Origin of the sequence: Gracilibacillus timonensis, assembly GCF_900086715.1 — a bacterium.
GTDB lineage: Bacteria > Bacillota > Bacilli > Bacillales > Amphibacillaceae > Gracilibacillus > Gracilibacillus timonensis.
Window position 1 is genome coordinate 1,277,970 of record NZ_FLKH01000012.1, and the last position, 17,068, is coordinate 1,295,037.

At 40.4% G+C, this 17,068-nt stretch carries 18 protein-coding genes; all 18 read right to left on the reverse strand.

Annotation, left to right across the window (positions count from 1 at the left end; translation table 11 throughout):
• Positions 1–64: 64 nt before the first annotated feature.
• The 18 genes from BN6556_RS17220 to BN6556_RS17305 all read right to left on the reverse strand — a co-directional run bounded on the left by BN6556_RS17220 (position 65) and on the right by BN6556_RS17305 (position 17,067).
• Positions 65–1,762, reverse strand: coding sequence for a proline--tRNA ligase (locus BN6556_RS17220; RefSeq protein ID WP_066193763.1), 1,698 nt, complete (start codon positions 1,760–1,762; stop codon positions 65–67).
• Between the two features lie 46 nt (positions 1,763–1,808).
• On the reverse strand, positions 1,809–3,065 hold the full coding sequence (rseP, locus tag BN6556_RS17225; RefSeq protein WP_066193766.1) for an RIP metalloprotease RseP: 1,257 nt from the start codon (positions 3,063–3,065) through the stop codon (positions 1,809–1,811).
• Between the two features lie 27 nt (positions 3,066–3,092).
• On the reverse strand, positions 3,093–4,238 hold the full coding sequence (locus tag BN6556_RS17230; protein ID WP_066193769.1) for a 1-deoxy-D-xylulose-5-phosphate reductoisomerase: 1,146 nt from the start codon (positions 4,236–4,238) through the stop codon (positions 3,093–3,095).
• 42 nt (positions 4,239–4,280) lie between these two features.
• On the reverse strand, positions 4,281–5,063 hold the full coding sequence (locus BN6556_RS17235; RefSeq protein WP_066193771.1) for a phosphatidate cytidylyltransferase: 783 nt from the start codon (positions 5,061–5,063) through the stop codon (positions 4,281–4,283).
• A 16-nt stretch (positions 5,064–5,079) separates the two neighbouring features.
• Positions 5,080–5,844, reverse strand: a complete 765-nt coding sequence (locus BN6556_RS17240; RefSeq protein WP_066193775.1) for an isoprenyl transferase — start codon at positions 5,842–5,844, stop codon at positions 5,080–5,082.
• Between the two features lie 327 nt (positions 5,845–6,171).
• Positions 6,172–6,729: a ribosome recycling factor gene (gene frr, locus BN6556_RS17245; RefSeq protein WP_066193777.1), complete on the reverse strand. Its 558-nt coding sequence runs from the start codon at positions 6,727–6,729 to the stop codon at positions 6,172–6,174.
• 2 nt (positions 6,730–6,731) lie between these two features.
• The gene (pyrH, locus tag BN6556_RS17250) at positions 6,732–7,454 is read right to left on the reverse strand and encodes a UMP kinase (protein ID WP_066193779.1); all 723 of its coding nucleotides are present in this window, start codon (positions 7,452–7,454) and stop codon (positions 6,732–6,734) included.
• A 262-nt stretch (positions 7,455–7,716) separates the two neighbouring features.
• The gene (tsf, locus tag BN6556_RS17255; protein ID WP_066193782.1) at positions 7,717–8,604 is read right to left on the reverse strand and encodes a translation elongation factor Ts; all 888 of its coding nucleotides are present in this window, start codon (positions 8,602–8,604) and stop codon (positions 7,717–7,719) included.
• A gap of 83 nt (positions 8,605–8,687) precedes the next feature.
• Positions 8,688–9,443 (reverse strand): 30S ribosomal protein S2, encoded by a 756-nt coding sequence (gene rpsB, locus BN6556_RS17260; RefSeq protein WP_066193785.1) that lies wholly within the window; start codon positions 9,441–9,443, stop codon positions 8,688–8,690.
• Between the two features lie 223 nt (positions 9,444–9,666).
• Complete coding sequence (locus tag BN6556_RS17265; RefSeq protein ID WP_066193796.1) at positions 9,667–9,858, reverse strand: hypothetical protein; 192 nt, start codon at positions 9,856–9,858, stop codon at positions 9,667–9,669.
• A 453-nt stretch (positions 9,859–10,311) separates the two neighbouring features.
• The gene (locus BN6556_RS17270; protein ID WP_066193799.1) at positions 10,312–10,791 is read right to left on the reverse strand and encodes a hypothetical protein; all 480 of its coding nucleotides are present in this window, start codon (positions 10,789–10,791) and stop codon (positions 10,312–10,314) included.
• Between the two features lie 9 nt (positions 10,792–10,800).
• Positions 10,801–11,100 (reverse strand): hypothetical protein, encoded by a 300-nt coding sequence (locus BN6556_RS17275; RefSeq protein WP_066193801.1) that lies wholly within the window; start codon positions 11,098–11,100, stop codon positions 10,801–10,803.
• Between the two features lie 126 nt (positions 11,101–11,226).
• A complete protein-coding gene (locus tag BN6556_RS17280; protein ID WP_066193806.1) occupies positions 11,227–12,621 on the reverse strand; it encodes a DUF342 domain-containing protein in 1,395 nt (464 codons plus the stop codon).
• A 21-nt stretch (positions 12,622–12,642) separates the two neighbouring features.
• Entirely contained in the window at positions 12,643–13,404 is a 762-nt protein-coding gene (locus BN6556_RS17285; RefSeq protein WP_066193811.1) for a FliA/WhiG family RNA polymerase sigma factor, read from the reverse strand.
• A 44-nt stretch (positions 13,405–13,448) separates the two neighbouring features.
• Positions 13,449–13,940 carry a chemotaxis protein CheD gene (locus BN6556_RS17290; RefSeq protein WP_066193816.1) on the reverse strand — a complete coding sequence of 164 codons (492 nt, stop codon included), beginning with the start codon at positions 13,938–13,940 and terminating at the stop codon, positions 13,449–13,451.
• Positions 13,940–14,563, reverse strand: a complete 624-nt coding sequence (locus tag BN6556_RS17295) for a chemotaxis protein CheC (protein WP_066193820.1) — start codon at positions 14,561–14,563, stop codon at positions 13,940–13,942. Before BN6556_RS17295 ends, BN6556_RS17290 begins: the two co-directional genes overlap by 1 nt.
• A complete protein-coding gene (locus tag BN6556_RS17300; protein WP_066193823.1) occupies positions 14,547–15,038 on the reverse strand; it encodes a chemotaxis protein CheW in 492 nt (163 codons plus the stop codon). Before BN6556_RS17300 ends, BN6556_RS17295 begins: the two co-directional genes overlap by 17 nt.
• A 10-nt stretch (positions 15,039–15,048) precedes the next feature.
• Positions 15,049–17,067, reverse strand: a complete 2,019-nt coding sequence (locus BN6556_RS17305; protein WP_066193825.1) for a chemotaxis protein CheA — start codon at positions 17,065–17,067, stop codon at positions 15,049–15,051.
• Position 17,068: the final 1 nt, after the last annotated feature.

Here is a 17,068-nt window from a genome sequence, read left to right on the forward strand (position 1 = left end):
GGTTCGTCAGCTGACAAAAATAATACGGGCAAGTTTTGGTTTGCCCGTATTCATTGCAATGCTATTAGATTAATTCGTTGACTTTTTCGACTAGCTGGTTGATATGGATATCTTGTTGATCTCCACTCTCTCTTTGTTTACTTTCTACATAACCATCGACAGCCGCTTTCCCTACTGTCAGACGAAGAGGCAAGCCAATTAGATCACTGTCTTTAAATTTTAAACCAGGTCGTTCTTGACGATCGTCAAACAGAACCGATATATTGGCTGCTTGTAATTCTGTATAGATTTGTTCAGCTAATGCTGCTTGTTCTTCTTGTTTTGGATTAATCACAATCAAATGAACGTTGTATGGCGCAATTTCTTTTGGCCATATGATACCATGCTCATCATGATGCTGCTCTACAATAGCTGCTAGTGTTCGAGATATACCAATACCATAACAGCCCATTGTCATCGTTTCCTGTTTGCCTTGTTCATTCAGGTATTGAGCGCCTAGCTTCTCTGCATAGAAAGACCCTAGTTTAAACACTTGTCCAACTTCAATCCCTTTGGCAAATTGAATGGTACCCTTGCCATCCGGAGAAGGATCGCCTTCCTTAATAAAACATAAATCATCATAACGGTCTACATGAAAATCACGATCCAGATTGGCAGCGATATAATGTTTACCTGCTTGATTAGCACCACAATAGACATTCCGCATCATCGCCACAGCATGATCAGCAACAATCTCGATATTATTTGGGAGGTTAATAGGCCCAATCGAACCAATTTCAGTGCCAAGCAGCTCTTCTGTCTCTGCTGCTGATGCCAGCTCTACCTCTTGCGCTCCCAAGGCATTTTGCAGTTTAATATCATTGATTTCTCGATCTCCTCGAGCAAGAACCAAGACAAAATGTTCATCCACCTTAAATAGCATAGATTTAATACCTGCTTCTACTGGCTGCTGTAACAGTTCTGCTACATCAGCCATTGTTTTCACTCCTGGCGTATCAACCAACTCAAGGTCCTGCAAGGCCTTCTCATTTTGCGGATAGGTAATGTTCACTTCGGCCATTTCGATATTAGCAGCAAAATCGGATTGATCAGAATAGGCAATGGTATCCTCACCGATTTCTGCTAAAGCCATGAACTCATGAGTATCTTTTCCGCCCATCGCCCCAGAATCGGCTATTACCGCCCGAAAGTTTAAGTTACAACGGCTGAATATTTTGCTATATGCTTGATACATATTATCATAGGCTTGATCCAGGCTTTCCTGAGAGGTATGAAAAGAGTAAGCATCCTTCATAACAAATTCCCGTCCTCTTAGTAAGCCAAAACGAGGCCGTTGTTCATCACGAAACTTGGTTTGGATTTGAAAAAGCTGCAATGGAAGCTTTTTATAGCTCTTCACTTCATCCCTTAGTAAGCTAGTAATTACTTCTTCATGTGTAGCCCCTAAGGCGAATTCTCGATCATGTCGATCATGAAGACGCATTAGTTCTGCCCCTAATTTATACCACCTTCCTGTTTTTTTCCATAGTTCCGATGATTGCAAGGCTGGCATCAACATTTCTGTAACACCTGCTTTTTCCATCTCCTCACGCACGATCTGCTCCAGATTTTTTAATACTTTATGTCCCAATGGCAGATAGGTATAGACGCCTGATACGGTCTGTCTAATAAACCCCGCTCTTAATAAAAGTTGATGACTTTTAGCATCGGCATCAGCAGGTATCTCTTTTAATGTTGGTATTAGTGTTTGACTATGTCTCATTTACTTTTCACCTCATTGATTGTTTCCTAGCTTTTTTTGCACTTTTTTACAAGAATAATCGTTGGATATCATTCCATGTTACCACGAGCATTAACACCATTAATAAAGCAAATCCAATAAAATGAACAATCCCCTCTTTTTGCGGGTCTATTGGTTTGCCACGGATGGCTTCTACGCCAACAAATAGCAAGCGCCCACCATCTAAGGCAGGTAGTGGTAAAAGGTTCATAATACCCAAGTTCACACTCAACGCCGCCGTCCAAGTTAGGAAATTGAGAAAGCCGGTTTGAACCACTTGATCCGTCGCGTCATAAATACCTACTGGTCCAGAAAGCATATCAATAGAGAATTGACCTGTAATTAACTTGCCGACATTGGTCAAAATCAAGGTAGCCCAGTAATAGGTTTCCTCTATACTGTATGGGATGGTACGTATAAACGATTTTTCCAAGGCTTGAGTGACCCCTACTTGACCAATCGATTGATCGGGCATTTCAATGAGTGCCGGGGTTACATCTACCTCGATCTCTTCCCCATCACGCTGCACGGTCATATTTAGCGATTCATTAGGATTCACCTCTACAATGTCACGAAAATCGTCCCAAGTAGGCGTAGGCTGTCCATCAATTGCGGTTATTGTATCTCCTGATTCAAAGCCAGATTCTTCGGCAGGGCTATTTTCAGCAACAGAACCGACCGTTACATCCTCCACAGGCACCCCTTGAATATTTGCCAAAATCAGAAAAAGCACAAATGATAATATAAAATTCATTAATGGCCCTGCAAAAAGCTGTAATCCCCTCTGCCCAACTGACTTAGAAGCAAATTGTCGATTATATGGGGCTATTTGTGTAGAACGTTCGTCCATGATAAAGGCTGCCTTATCATTAATTTGGAATACATGCCTCTCTTCATCATTGATGTCATAACCTTCCACCCGCAAGTCATGATCTAAATCGATATGTTCGACTTCTATAACAAACGCTTCTGGATGTTTTGCCTTATTGTTTACAATGATTTGTGTCACTTCGCCTTGTTCGTTAAAGTTCAAGCCAATATGTTGTCCAGGTTTAATATCTACAATCTCTGGATCTTCACCGGCAACTCGCACATATCCTCCCATGGGTAATAAACGGATGGTGTATAATGTTTCATTTTTGACGGTAGCAAATACCTTGGGACCAAACCCAATCGCAAATTCGCGTACGAGCATACCTGTTTTTTTGGCAACAATAAAGTGACCGTATTCGTGCACGGTTACCAACACGCCAAACATCAATATAAAGGCTATTACAGTTGTCAATCAAAAGCACTCCTTTCCCTGATCGTGCTATTTATATTTTTCATACAGGTGCACTCGTGTTTCGTTATCAATCGCTTGTATGGTTGCCAAATCAGGCTGTTGAATGACTTGGTGTAAGTCCATAGCCTCTGAAATAATAGCTTCGATTTCTAAAAAGGTGATTTTTTCCTCTAAGAATAGAGAAACAGCTACTTCATTAGCGGCATTTAACACGGTCGGTAGCGATCCACCTTTTTCCCCCGCTTGATAAGCATAGGATAAACATGGAAATCGGTCAACATCCATTTCAGAAAAATGTAAGGTACCGATTTCTGCCAGATTTAAGCTCTTCGATGAGGCGAGTGGGATTCTCTTCGGATAGGTTAACGCATATTGAATGGGTACTCGCATATCAGGTGTTCCTAATTGGGCTAGTACACTTTTATCAGTATATTCAACCATCGAGTGAATCATACTTTCTTTATGCTGCAATACTTCAATTTGCTGATAAGGAATATCAAACAACCAATGTGCCTCAATCACTTCTAGTCCCTTATTCATCATCGTTGCCGAATCAATCGTAATCTTCGCACCCATACTCCAATTGGGGTGGTTTAAGGCATCCCTTACGGTGACCCCTTGCAATTGTTTTCTTGTTTTATCACGAAAACTGCCACCGGAAGCCGTTAAAATAATTTTGTTAATCTCACGAGGTGATTCGCCGTTTAACGCTTGAAATATAGCAGAGTGTTCACTGTCCACTGGTAAAAGCTGTACACCATATTTTTTTGCAGCAGCCATTACCAAATGACCAGCAGTTACTAGAGTTTCTTTATTGGCAATAGCAATTTGTTTCTTATGCTCAATCGCCGTCAATGTTGCTGTAAGCCCGACACTGCCCATAACTGCGTTCACTACGAGATCTGTATCAGGGGATGCACTCACTGCTTCCAGTCCTTCTGTTCCAACCAAGATCCTTGCTTTGTCTATATATGGAAGCAATTGCTGTCTTATTTCTTTCTCTTGTGTCACCACTATCTCCGGTGAAAATTCTCTGATAATCGCTTTTGCCTTTTCTACATTCTTACCAAAGGCAAAACTATATAGTTTGAACTGATCAGGGTGTTCCCTGAGCACTTCTAATGTTTGTTCGCCTATCGAACCTGTTGCACCTAATAAAGTTATATTTTTCATCGTCTGAACTCTCCAATTATTTACTAGTTTAGCTACGAATCATTAACCGATAAAATGGAGGAAGTGTAATAAGGGAAACACAAACAACCAACTATCGAACCTGTCCAATATACCTCCATGCCCAGGTAATAGTTTCCCCGAATCTTTGACATCAAATTGTCGTTTGATAGCTGATTCCACGAGATCACCGATTTGCGCAAAGGCGGAGGCAACCATGGTAACAATAATAACCAGCCATAAGGAGTCATTAACCGGATAAAAATATTGAAAGATAACGGCTACTACACTTGCTAACAAAATTCCCCCAACAGCCCCTTCAATCGTTTTATTTGGACTGATTAACGGCCATAATTTATGCTTGCCAAACGCCCTGCCAAAAAAGTAAGCGCCTGTGTCCGTTGATAGTATCACTAGAATAGCATAAAAAATATAAATGAGTCCATTTTCAACCCCACGTGTCTGCGTAAAGTAATAGAAACCCAAACCAACATAGATAGAAGCCAAGAGAAGAAATCCTGCGTCCTCGAAGGTAAATTTATTCTTAACAAGTACCGTGTAGCTTAATAATAATAAGACGAAGAACATCAATAATTCAGTTTTTGAGGTGAAAAACAGGTGATCACTCTGAAAAAGCAACGCCCATAAGAGCAGGACCCCTATAAAGGTGGGAATAGGATACTTTGTCATGCCGCGCATATGCAATAATTCCAAAAACCCAATCGTCGCTATAACATACATAATGACTTGAAATGGTATCCCGCCAAAAAATACAAAAGGAAAGAAAAACAATATGGCAATGATTGCTGTAATGATTCTAATTTTCATGCTAATTATTCACACCTTATATTCCGCCATATCGGCGTTTTCTTTGTTGGAAGTCCTCAATAGCTTCGGCAAACTTTTCCGGCCCAAAATCCGGCCACAATGTTTCTGTAAACCAAAGTTCCGAATAAGCAGATTGCCACAGCAGGAAATTACTCAGCCTTACTTCCCCACTTGTTCGAATCAGCAGATCGGGATCTTGATAATTACGCGTAAACAAATGTTCACTTAATGTATGTTCTGTGATATCTTCTACTTTATACTTTCCATCTTGTACTTCCTGGTAAATCTCTTTAATAGAATGAATCATTTCTCCTCGACTTCCATAATTGATCGCAATGTTTAAAATCAATCCGGTATTTTCCGCCGTACGTTGTTTCGCATTGACAATCGCTGCTTTTGTTTTGGAAGGTAATAAATCCACCTCACCAATCGTTTCGATTCTCACATTTTCCTCTATTAATTCTGGTAAATAGTGCTGCAGAAAATCAATTGGCAGTTTCATAATATACTCAACTTCTGAAGTTGGCCGCTTCCAATTCTCTGTCGAAAAGGCGTATAAGGTTAAAATATGTATTCCTGTGTGACTGGCTGTTTTGACAATTCGTTTGACATTATCCATTCCTTCTCGATGTCCGGCAATCCGAGGCAGCCCTCTTTTTTGAGCCCATCTGCCATTTCCGTCCATGATAATGGCCACATGCCTTGGTATATTTACTGGTTCAGACACAACTAATTCCTGATTTTCTTTTATTCTCTTAAAAGGAAGTTTAAACAAGCGCATAAGAGTTCCTCCATTTTCAAAAAAGCCATGCTTATCTATTTATAATATTCGTTTATCTGCGTATTTTCTCGGTGCAAACGTCCGTATGATCCTCACAATGGAAGGCTACTAGGAAAACGGACACGAACTCCCGATAAGTATCGCTTCATCTCTGCATAAGACACCAACGTATTATGTTCTTCTGCCTAAGGGATCGAGTGGTGCGATAGGACCTTCTTCATCACCGTACACCTCGTCTGTCACTGGCTGACTCACTAGATAAGTGGAAAAACCCTCTTCTTAGTAAGAGGGCTTTTCCGCTTATCCTTTATTCTACCTTGTTTCTGCTCAAACTTCCATAATTTCTTGTTCTTTTTCTTTTGTTAAATCATCAATTTTCTTGATGTACTTATCCGTTTCGTTTTGTACATCCTCTTGATAGGCCCTTAAATCGTCTTCTGTAAGGTCGCCTGTCTTTTCATCTTTTTTCAATTGATCATTAGTATCACGACGAATATTGCGGATTTGCACCTTCGATTCTTCGGCATACTTGCCGACGATTTTTACTAATTCTTTGCGTCGTTCTTCTGTCAAGGCTGGGATAGCAAGACGAATGACATTTCCATCATTTGCCGGCGTGAGTCCTAAATCGGCTTTTTGAATAGCTTTATCCATATCAGAGATAGAAGATTTGTCAAATGGTGTAATCACTAAGAGACGTGCCTCAGGAACGGAAATAGAGGCTAACTGATTTAAGGGCGTTAAAGCACCATAATATTCCACCTGAATACCGTCTAATAAAGCTGGATTTGCTCGTCCAGCTCTGACTGTTGCTAAGTTTTTCGAGTAAGCCTTGGCAGCATGTTCCATTTTCTCACGGGTTTCTTTCAATAACTTTTCAGACATGATTAACTCCCCTTTATAATAGTTCCTATTGTTTCGCCCATTACTGCCTTTTTGATATTTCCTTTTTCAGAAATCGAGAAAACAAGTAATGGAATGTTGTTATCCATACATAAGGAAGAGGCTGTGGAATCCATGACACCTAGTCCTTCGTTAAGGATATCCAAATAGGATAATTGTTCATATTTCTCAGCTTCCTTGTGCAGCTTCGGATCAGCAGTATATACACCGTCCACATTATTCTTCGCCATTAAAATAACATCTGCTTCCACTTCAGCCGCCCTTAACGCTGCGGTAGTATCTGTTGAAAAATATGGATTTCCTGTTCCAGCAGCAAAAATAACGACACGTTTCTTCTCCAAATGACGAATAGCTTTCCGTCGAATATAAGGTTCAGCTACTTGCCTCATTTCAATAGAGGTCTGTACTCTGGTAGGGATGCCAACATTCTCCAAGCTATCCTGTAAGGCAAGTGAATTCATTACCGTTGCTAGCATCCCCATATAGTCAGCATTAGCACGATCCATACCCATTTCACTACCAACTTTTCCGCGCCAGATATTACCTCCGCCGACCACTACAGCTACCTCTACTCCTAACTCCACAATATCTTTTACTTGTTCAGCAACAGACTGAACGATTTTTGGCTCTAAACCAAAACCTTGCTCACCACTTAATGCCTCTCCACTTAGTTTAAGTACCACTCTTCTATAATTAGCGATTGCCATAATTACCTCCACTTATGTAAATTATTCTAAAACGTACGACCTGTTTCAATACTTCACAGTGTAAGAAAAGCATCTAGTGCTGGGTGCCCAACGCCTCTATCTTTGCGTTGGAATAGTCTCTATTATTATGCAATAAAACGCATATCTTTTCAAACAAAAGGGACACCGTGTGCCCCTTTTTTGTTTGAAATATAGAAAGGAGCAGGCAACACAACTTATCCAGCATTCCAATGATGCGCGTTATTGCCCTTCCAGTCATTTATTACTTCTTGTTCACTTGGCTCATTACTTCATCTGCAAAATTATCCTCACGCTTCTCAATTCCCTCGCCTACTTCATAACGAACGAAAGACTGTACAGTTGCGTTATGATTAGCAGCCACTTGTTTTACTTTTTGGTCAGGATCTTTTACGAAACTTTGATCTAATAAACAGATTTCTTCAAAGAATTTGTTCAAACGACCTTCCACCATTTTTTCTACGATATGTTCTGGTTTTCCCTCGTTTAAAGCTTGAGTCTTTAGTATTTCACGTTCATTTTCTACGTCTTCTGCAGACACCACATCACGTGATAAATATTTCGGATTAATAGCAGCAACATGCATCGCTATATCCTTCGCTATTTGCTCATCGGTTGTACCTTCTAGAACGGTTACGACACCAATTTTTCCGCCCATATGGATATAAGCGCCAAATGCATCGTTATCCGTTTTGTTAAAGAGAGTAAAGCGACGCAGTGAAATCTTTTCACCAATCTTCGCAATATTGGAATTGATAAAGGCTTCTACATTCTCGCCTTCACCCTGAAATGGTTGTTGAAGTGCTTCTTCTACGGTTGCCGGTTTTTCAGATAAAATGTGTTTTGCCAAAGCTTCGGCTAGGTCCTTAAACTGATCGTTTTTAGTAACAAAATCTGTCTCACAGTTTAATTCTAATAAGACAGCTTCATTCCCTGAAACCTCGGCATACGCTGCCCCCTCTGCTGCAATGCGGTCTGCTTTCTTAGCGGCTTTAGAGATCCCTTTTTCACGAAGGAAATCGATTGCTGCTTCCATATTACCATCTGTTTCTTGAAGTGCTTTCTTACAATCCATCATTCCAGCACCTGTTTTTTCTCTAAGTTCTTTGACTTGTTGAGCTGTAATTGCCATATTAACTATTCCTCCCTTGAGTTATCGAAATACTGCTGAAAAAAAGGTGATAAAAGGTCCCCCTCTTATCACCAAACCTTTGCTTACTCTTCTACGGCTTCTGTTTCTGCTTCTTTTTCTTCTGTCACTTCTTCAGCCTCTGCTTCTTCTGTCACTTCACCTTGTTTAGCTTCTAAAATAGCGTCGGCCATTTTACCAGTAAGAAGTTTTACAGCGCGGATCGCGTCATCGTTCGCAGGGATGACATAATCAATTTCATCCGGATCACAGTTTGTATCGACAATACCTACGATAGGGATGTTTAATTTATGCGCTTCTGCAACGGCAATTCGTTCTTTTCTAGGGTCAATAATAAACAGCGCATCTGGAATCTTGTTCATTTCCTTGATTCCACCTAAAAATTTAACTAGGCGCTCTTTTTCTTTTAGAAGACCAACGACTTCTTTTTTAGGCAATACTTCAAAAGTGCCATCCTCTTCCATTTTTTCGATATCTTTCAAACGATTAATTCGTTTGCGGATCGTTTCAAAATTCGTCAATGTTCCGCCCAACCAACGTTGGTTTACAAAGTACATACCGGAACGGATCGCTTCTTCTTTCACGGATTCTTGTGCTTGTTTTTTGGTTCCTACAAAAAGCACGGTTCCGCCATTTTCAGCGGTTTCTTTCACGAAGTTGTAAGCTTCCTCTACCTTTTTCACTGTCTTTTGCAAGTCAATGATATAAATGCCGTTACGCTCTGTGAAGATATATTTCTTCATTTTTGGATTCCAACGGCGTGTTTGATGTCCAAAATGAACACCAGCTTCTAGCAATTGTTTCATGGAAATTACTGCCATGGTTATTCCTCCTAAATTGGTTTTTTTATCCTCCATTTGTGTCATTAGATACAAGGACTCGGATAGAGCACCACTTGTATCTTCCACAAACGTGTGTATTTAACACCGTCATTAAATATACCATAAGGAAAACATGCAATCAAGTGATTTATTTATTTTTGGAGAAAAGTTGGATAATTCGTCGTTGAGCTGTCGAAATAAAGCCCTTTCATTGCCTAAAATCTTAGTGAGGGTAGTGCATAAGAAAAACCAACCGGGCAAACTCTGCCTGTGCTTTTATTACTAGCAGGAGGGCGCCTTTCCGGTTAGATTGTGCTTCTCTCCCTCGTTGGAACCGTGCTAGCAGAACTACCGCACACAGCTCTCCTCCATCTTCCTTCACAGCTTCTGCTATCCTTACAAGTTTTGTGTACATGATAGATATCCTGCTACCTCTGGGGGTTTTCGGGGCTCTATTTAACCTCCTAATTGTCGTTTCGATGGAAGTTGGTTTATTGGTATAATAGCTCCTTTTTATAAGGTGAGAAAGGATAGATTTTTGGCTGCGATAGGTGTTTAAGCTACTTTGATTTGGAAATAAACATCATTTCCATACAAGAGGCCGCTAAGGTGTATGATGCAAAGTAGCTTCGCAATTATTTTGAGAGAATGCGTGTGCTAAACAACCGCTTCGCCCAAGCCTTTCGCTTTTACCCACGGGGCATAAGTAAACAAGCGACTTAAACAAAGAACACCTTCATCGTGTTTCCTATACTTAGGCACAGCTCTCCAGCTAACTTGAAAAAAGAAAACCACTTTTTCAAGTGGCTTTCTTTGGGGAAGCACCATACGTTCCTATTTACTTTGGCTTAGTGTTAATGCATCGAGGTTATTTATGATTAAACTTCAGCAATAACTCAATCTCTGTTTTTCCTTTGTTTAACTTTTTCGCTATCCCCTCTATGGTATAACCTTTATCTTGTAGGTGAAGGGCCTGGGCAATAAGTGACTGCTCGAGTTTGTCTTCTACCTGATCCACTTCAGTGATAGGCTGATAATCTGCTGTTAGCGTTTCGACAGCTTCATCAGGCTGTTCTGTTTCCTGATGAGGTGGTTGTTCGGCATTTGTGACAATTGGCTCCTTAGTACGACTGGAGGATTGTTCCGCTTCCAAACGCTCGATTAACGCCGCATTCTCTTCTTTAATTTCTACTAAATACAATGCTAAAGTATCCTCCAGTGAGCGAGACTGTTCCTTCATACGAAGTTCTGCTTCTTCTACTGCGTCTACCTTCTTCTTCCATTGCTTTATAATGATAAAGGTTACCAGGTGGATCAAAAAACTAATTAATAACAAAAAATAAATCATAGTCCGCTCCTATTTCATTAGATCAATCGTATGTCCTAAATAAGGGTGAGGCAACTGACTTGTCACATTTGCTGACTCGTCCCTATCTTCTCCAAACATCATTTGCTCGGATGAGACATCGTTCTGTTTGACTCGTTCGCTATCCGTCTGCTTTTGTACCTGTGTCCGCTTCTGTTTATCTTGCCAGGTAATTTGCTCTGTCAATTGCTGCTGCTCTGTTTGGGGTTGTTGTTGAAGCTGTTGCTGTATTCTGCCTGCTTCCTGTGTTCTCGGTAAAGCGATCTGCATTTCCACTGCTTTCCAGCTCATCGTTCTCCCCTCCTAATAAATAGCTTCTTTTATTTGCTTTTGCTAACGTCATGGTTTTATCTATAGTATACTGATATTACCTGCGACAAGCAAGCGTACTATGCTGTTATTCTAGCGATTGGTCATTCATGATTTATTGCGTTGCGTCTTACCCTCTATTGCATGGATCACAATTTCTTTTTGCTTCAAATAGGCCTGGAAATGTCGATTTCTTTGTTGTAAAATACGTTTATATTTATCAAACGCTAATTCCACATTCTCAAAAGCTTCTTTGGTCACAATCAACTTTCGCTCTACCGGCTCGCTTCTTTCTGATTCTATCATGGCTAATTCTGTTTCAACATCCAATAACTGATCGGCTATTTTGTTCATCGTATTTCTTTGCTTCAAAAGCATAATTCGTTCTTTTGCTGGCAAATCTCCATCCACCTTTTTCTTTTGCTGCAACATATCACCTAGCTGCCTTACTTTGCGCAAATTGGCATTTAGTTCTGTTTCTTCTTTTTTTAAAGCGGTTACAAAGTCGTGGGATCGCCCATCGGAACGTATCACAATATTGGTCTTTGTATTAGCTGGATTTCCAAGAGTTGCTACCTCCATAGACTTTCCAGCAATACATTCGCCGCCAATAATACTTCCGGACGTACAAAAAATACTGCCTCCTGCCGTACAGAAGCTATGCAGGATATCCCGCTTCACCCTCAGATCTCCTCCCGCTGTAATCTTTGCCTGATTAATATAACTTACCTCGACACTTCCCTCAGCGGTAATCACTGCCTTTTCCATGCCTGCGATACCATTATAGATTAAAATATTCCCACCAGATGTGATCTCTGATGCTTCTACCATTCCATAAATGGTAATATCACCTTTTGCCTTGACTTGATAGCCAGCAGGAACATTACCGGTAATAGTAACGGCTCCATTAAAGTCGATATTACCAATCTTTAAGCTGAGATCGCCATCCACTTGATAGCGCGGGTAAACATGCAGGCTGTTCTTTCTGACCGATAGCTGTCCAACAGATGTGGAACGAAACGCCTGATCTTGTTCAACAAATACCACACCATTTCCTGCCTTGCAAAAATAGGGTTTGCCCCGTTTTTGTTTTATAGCCTTATGGTATACATCAATTCCTTCTTCACCATTAGTGGCTGGTTCCAGTTGAGCTAGTACTTCATTCTCCTCCACCATAGGGATTTTTTTGACATCGCGAAAATTGGAGCGTTCTGATTCTAGCATCACACTGGATGTCGTGTGTTTCATGATTAATTTTCCATTCTCTCCATCAATAGGTGGTTTTCCTTGAGCAATAAGCAGCTGCCCTTCTGAGATAAGTTGACTTTTCCAATCAAGCTGCTCTAAATCAATGATGCCATATTTTATTCCGGCCTGTTTAATTAATCCATAGATATCTTCTGGCAGAAGATTATCATCACTATTTTTATCTTGCAAGCTGATTTTTGCGCTGAGTCGATCCTTTGCTACCTTAATGATTAACTTCTCCTGTCTATTAATCATAATCGTGTACCGTCCTTCTCCTTATTTTTGGAACAAACGACGAATTTTCGTGATAGCTTGCTTATGTATTTGGGAGATGCGTGAGGTTGTTAAATTTAATACCTTGCCTATCTCGGTGAATGTTAATTCTCTATCATAAAACAAATCTAGCACGAGCTGTTCCTTCTCATTTAACTGCTGTATACACTTCGCTAATTCTTGATAATCTTCCTGCTGCAGCACATGGGCATCTGGCTGCATTTGTTTATCATCTGGAATCAAATAACCGATCGATTCGCGGTTTTCCTCGGTAGTTGTTTTACTTTTTTCTTCCATTGATAATAAATGGGCAAAAAAACTATCCTTTAGTGTTTCTTCCACTTCCTCTTTCGTGATCTGCAGATAAGCAGCAATTTCCTCATTCGTTATTTCATGCTGCCGTTCTTGTTCCAGCCGTTCCATTGTTTGTTCCAATTTCTTTATTTTATCCCTTGTCGTTCGAGGAAGCCAATCTTCTTTACGTAAACCATCAATAATGGCACCTTTAATACGAAAAGAGGCATACGTATCAAATTTCAGTTCCCGGGTCGGATCAAACTTTAAAATGGCGTCATATAGACCAAACAAGCCTAGGCTGTGAATATCATCTCTATTTACACTTCTCGGAAGATTACTAGCAATTCGCTGCACATGATAATTAACAAGATACATATAATATTCAATCAATCGATTGGTATCTTCTTCTCGTTTACTATGAAGCCAGTTATCCCAAAGAGTCTGCTCAGAAGTTGTGTCTTTTACCATCGAATCACCTTCTTTCCGTTTTGCTTGTTATAGTACGTGACTTCTTATATCTGGCTGACGCCCCCGTGAACGGTGCGTATATCCATTATTCCTGTTTCAACATGGAACTCAATCGTTCTCCCTTTACTCCCACCTACATCTTGGGCGATCACCTTCACTTGATGCTCTCTCAGTTTGTTTTGTACGGCTTCAATATTTCTTTCTCCTATTTTTAACATATTCTGTTGAGGCTGCATGGAAAACATGTGAGCACCACCAGCGATTTTGGCTTTTAAATGAGCACGGCGAGCCCCCTTATCAAGTAGTTCCTTCATTAATAGATCAATAGCTGTATCGGCATACTTCATTTTGTTTATCGTAGGCTTCTTGGTTGTTGTGGAATTTGGAAGCATGACATGCGCCATTCCTGCCAGTTGTTTGTTGTAAATTACTACGCCTACACATGAACCTAACCCGGAGGTCTTTAAGCTATTAGGTACTTCTGTCACTTTTAAATCGGCAATGCCAACCTTTATAATCGTCTTAGTCAAGGTCATTATTCTTGAACTCCTAGTGATTGAAATATTTTCTCAAACGACTCCAGTTCAGGTAATAATAAAAAATGGCCCTTTACGGTGTCGTCCTGTTGATTGTTCTCTTCAATAGATGTATCAATAATAATGGCGTAGTCACTTTCTTGTGAGATTTCTACCAGACCCTGCATTAAAATAGCTGCTGCCATATCAAATAATAAGGTAGGTACCGTTGGCTGCATATTAATAGCGGTGAAATCTGATAAGGCAGACAAATAAGAGCCAGATAGAATATTTCCCACTTCTGAAACAGCGGAAAGCGCCATTTCATCGCTAGATACATCTTTCACTGGTACACCAAGGAGCTTTTCTGCGAGCGCATTAGCCTCTTCTGGTTTCAGAACAAAAAACATACTGCCTGGTGCTTCTCCTTGAATACGAAGACATACACTTACAATTTCTTGATCCGGCCCACCCACATATTCCATTAATTCATTAAAGCCTACAATTTTAATAGCTGGCACCTTCATATCAATTTTTTTGTTCAATAAGCCAGATAAAGCAGTTGCTGCATTTCCCGCTCCAATATTGCCGATTTCCCCCAGAACATCTAAATGATACGATGATAACTTATTGATATCTACCATAGGCCAGCTCCTCATTTCCACTTACCGACACTAATAACCCCATATCCATCACTTTTTCCATCTCTAAGATCATGATTAAACGCTTATCGATCTTGGCTACTCCCTTCATATAATCGACATCAACAGTACCGATTACTTGAGGGGTAGGTTCCATTTGTTCGGTAGGGATGTCCATCACATCATATGCCGCGTCCACTATTAATCCAGCCGCATAATCTTCCATATGAATGATGATAATCCTGGTGCTTTCTGTGGCTTCCAATGGAGACTGCATGCCAAAGCGCTCTCGCAAATCAACAATTGGTGTAATCACCCCGCGCAGGTTAATCACCCCTTTTACACAAGAAATAGTTTGAGGAACCCGAGTGATCGGTTGACTGCGCTCGATGGCAGCTACCAAATCGACTGGTATCGCATATTCTTCTTGCTCTAGCTCTACAATGATATATTTATTTATATCTGTCTGATTCATCATGCTCAACCTCCTAACTTATGAGTGAATTGCTGTCTATGATTAAGGCTACCTGTCCATCTCCCAAAATCGTTGCTCCCGATATAGCAAAGACATTTCCTAAAAACTCACCTAATGACTTGAGAACAATCTCTTGTTGGCCAATAAAGGTATCGACCATTAATCCGGCCATCTTATCACCTTTGCGGATGATAACAACAGAATAAAGTTCCGATTCTTCTTCATCCGCCGGCACTTCAAATACCTTTTTTAAATCAATTAATGGTACTACTTTGCCGCGGAAGTCCATCACCTTCTTATGGTGTGCACTGAGAATATCCGAGCGTTGTATAATTGCTGTCTCAATAATGGATGACAGTGGAATAGCATATTTTTCATCTGCTACTTCAACAAGTAACGCTGAAATAATCGAGAGAGTCAATGGTAATTGAATCGAAAAGAGAGAACCCTTTCCTGCTTCCGATTCGATCGTTAATACACCGCCGAGCGATTCAATTGTATTTTTCACCACATCTAAGCCGACTCCACGACCGGAAACATCACTAATTTGATCAGCAGTAGAAAATCCACTTGATAAAATAAGCTGATAGATTTCTTGATCAGCCATTTGTGCAGCATCTTCCGCTGTTATAACTTGGTTGGCTATTGCCTTATGGACTACCTTATCTTTATTGATACCCGCACCATCGTCAGAGATTTCGATAAAGACATGATTGCCACTATGATAAGCCTTCAATAATAGTTGACCAGTTTCAGCTTTGCCTGCCTCCACTCTTCTTTCTGGTGCTTCAATGCCATGGTCTAATGAATTACGAATTAAATGGACTAACGGATCGCCGATCTCATCAATGACGGTTCGATCCAGCTCTGTTTCTGCTCCTTCAATTTTCAAATCAATCTGTTTGCCTAGATCCTTGGAAAGTTGGCGAACCATTCTAGGGAATCGATTAAATACTTGTTCAACCGGAACCATGCGCATATTCAAGATAATATTTTGCAGATCATTAGAGATTCTTGACATTCGTTCGACGGTCTCTTGCAATTCGCTGTGCCTCAAGTTATGAGAAATCTGTTCCAACTGCCCTCGATCAATCACCAATTCTTCAAATAAATTCATTAAAGCGTCCAATCTGTCAATATTGACACGGATCGTTTTATTGGCGGTAGGCTTGGCCATTTGTTTTGGATTCTTAGCAGGAGCGTCTGCACTTTGTTCTGATGGCTGATTGGATGGCTCAGCTTCCAATTCCTGCTGATTTTCATCTTGTTGATTGGATAGTGTAAATTCTCGAACGGATACTTCTTCGATCTCTGATACCTTCAATATCTTTTGTTCTACAAGGTCTGGAGTCTCTTCAGTAATCACCAACACATGAAAAGACAGATCAAATTTCTCATCCTCTAATTCTTGCACCGTTGGATCGGATTTGATGACTTCTCCAACTTGTTCCAACACCTCAAATACCATATAGACACGTGCGGCCTTCAACAGGCAATTTTCATTCAATTTCACAAAAACCTCTAAGTTATGGCAGTTTTTTTCTTGGGACTGGGTCAAAATAGCTTGTTCAAACTCATCGACTTGTTGAAACCAGGTCAGCGGCTGCTCGGCAGCTACTGATAAGGATTGGTCTTCGGGCACTGAAATGGGTTCTTTATTTTCAATCGCTTGCAGAGCAGTAACTAATGCTTGGACATCTGCCGCTCCATCGCCACCTTCCGCAATGTCTAACACCATCCCCTCTAATTGATCAACAGCTTGAAAAATAACATCAATCATGTCCGTATGAATCGATAACTGATGGTTTCGTACAGCGTCCAGCACATTTTCTAATTTGTGTGTCAAATTCGCAATATCTTGATAGCCCATGGTTGCTGCCATTCCCTTTAAAGTGTGGGCGGCACGAAAAATTTCGCTGATCGTATCCATATTATTCGGTTCTTTCTCTAGTACTAATAACTGATCATTTAATGATTGGATATGTTCTTTACTTTCTTCAATAAACACTTCTAGATAATCATTCATTTCCATA